Raw genomic sequence first — 1,895 nt, 5'->3', positions numbered from 1 at the left:
CGTTCGCCAATCTCACGTCCGACCATCTCTTTCACGATTTCTTCGAACGACGTCTCCGCAATTTGATGGGTGCCAATCGACACCCCGTCACGGAGGACAGTGATCCGGTCGCACAGTTCAAAAATCTCTTCCATCCGATGCGAGATATAGATGATGGATACACCTTGGTCGCGCAGCGCCCGCGAAACTGAGAACAGTGCCCGAATCTCACGGTCGGTGAGCGCAGCGGTCGGTTCGTCCATGACGATGACTTTCGCATCCGTCATGAGCGCCTTTGCAATTTCAATCATCTGCTGTTGTCCGACAGACAAGTTTTTGGCGAGTTCGTCGACTTCCATGAACACGTTCAGCTCCGCTAAGTACTCGCGCGCCCGTCGTTTCATCTCTTGTTGTTTGATGACACCGAACGGACCGGTCAACTCTCGACCGAGGAACAAGTTTTCCATCACCGTCAATTCCGGTAGTATGTTCAACTCTTGATGGATAAACGCGATGCCCGCTCGTTCGGCTTCTTTTGGATGTTTGAACTGCCGAACAGCGCCATCGATCATGACTTCACCTTCATCCTGTGCGTGAAGACCGGTCATGACTTTCATGAGCGTCGATTTACCAGCCCCGTTCTCTCCCATCAAGGCATGGATTTCAGCAGGCAACAGTTCAAAATCGACACCTTTCAATACACTGACCGGACCGAACGACTTATGGATGCGCTTCAACTGGATGTGCATCGAACCCCTCCTTAAAATAAAACGCCGGCGTGTAAAATGACGTTCGCATACGGTGTCGCTTCACCTGTTCGAATCACGACTTTCGCCTGTTCGACTTCACGCTTGAACGCCTCGTGCGAGCACGTCTTCACCGTCTCAAATCGTTCGGTCAACGCTTTGGCAATCGGTTCGTTCTCCGTGAACACCTCGTCTGCTATCGTGATCTGTTCGATGACCATGTCCGCCTCGACGGCATCGAGCACATCGAGAAATGATGGTTCGCCGAGGCGAAGTGCCAAATCGACTCGTTCGACACCTTTCGGGATCGGCAGCCCACAATCGGCGATGACGACCGTGTCCGTGTGCCCGAGATCGGCAAATATTTTCGTCAAATGGCTATTGAGAATCCCATGTTTTTTCATCACACTCGCTCCAATCGTCTCGTGACGTCATCTCGTCTCGGCATGCCGCCTTGGGCCCCGAACCCTTCCACACTCAAACCGGAAGCGACGACGGCAAACCGTACGGCTTCTCGTAACTCGCTTCCGTCCACGAGCGAGACTGCGAGGGCGCCGTTGAACGTGTCCCCGGCTCCCGTCGTATCGACGACGTTTGGCCGAGATGGCCGGAATGTGTTGAATCATATCGCCATCGAAGAAACGGACGCCGTTGACGCCTTCGGTCACGATCAGTTTGTTCGGATAGCGACGCAATACGTCTTCAAGCGGCACATCCCCAAACAAGTCACGACACTCATGCTCGTTCGGTGTCACGTATGTCACGTTCTCAAGCAACGTCTCCGTGAGCGCTTGTGATGGCGCCGGATTCAGTAGGATCGGGATGTTCCGGGTCCGGCAGTACGTGCTCACTTGTTCCACCGTCGCCATCGGAATCTCGAGCTGGAGCAAGACGAGCGTCTCGTCATCGAGCAATTGTTCAAGCTCTGTTTCAGTGAAATGTACTTGTTTGTTTGCCGATTGGACGACGACAATCGAGTTATCACCTTCGGCGAGCACGATGTGCGCCGTCCCGGTCACTTCTTCATCGATGGTGCGCAAGTGACGCGTGCCGACTCCGTTCTGTTCAAAGTTTTGGCGGATTCGTTGCCCAAACTCATCGGACCCGATACAACCGACCATCTCGACTTGTCCTCCGAGGCGGGCGGCAGCTACCGCTTGGTTGGCCCCT

Annotated in this window: 2 protein-coding genes and 2 pseudogenes; all 4 read right to left on the bottom strand. The window is 54.2% G+C overall.

The window, feature by feature from the left end; all coding sequences use genetic code 11:
* Nucleotides 1–728, bottom strand: a 728-nt coding sequence (locus tag B9Z54_RS01630; RefSeq protein ID WP_162785045.1) for an ATP-binding cassette domain-containing protein, incomplete at its 3' end; no start/stop codon positions are given.
* 11 nt (nt 729–739) lie between these two features.
* The gene (gene rbsD / locus B9Z54_RS01625; RefSeq protein ID WP_113926799.1) at nt 740–1,129 is read right to left on the bottom strand and encodes a D-ribose pyranase; all 390 of its coding nucleotides are present in this window, start codon (nt 1,127–1,129) and stop codon (nt 740–742) included.
* Nucleotides 1,129–1,263, bottom strand: a pseudogene (locus B9Z54_RS26035) (ribokinase); the annotation flags it as partial. The pseudogene B9Z54_RS26035 and the gene rbsD, both read right to left, overlap by 1 nt.
* Before the next feature lie 124 nt (nt 1,264–1,387).
* Nucleotides 1,388–1,846: pseudogene (locus tag B9Z54_RS26030) on the bottom strand (PfkB family carbohydrate kinase); the annotation flags it as partial.
* Between the last annotated feature and the right edge of the window lie 49 nt (nt 1,847–1,895).

The organism is Bacillus sp. P14.5 (assembly GCF_003316765.1).
Classification (GTDB): Bacteria; Bacillota; Bacilli; order Bacillales; family Bacillaceae_B; genus Rossellomorea.
Note: the sequence above shows the minus strand (reverse complement) of the source record. Positions and strands in the feature narration are given on the sequence as shown.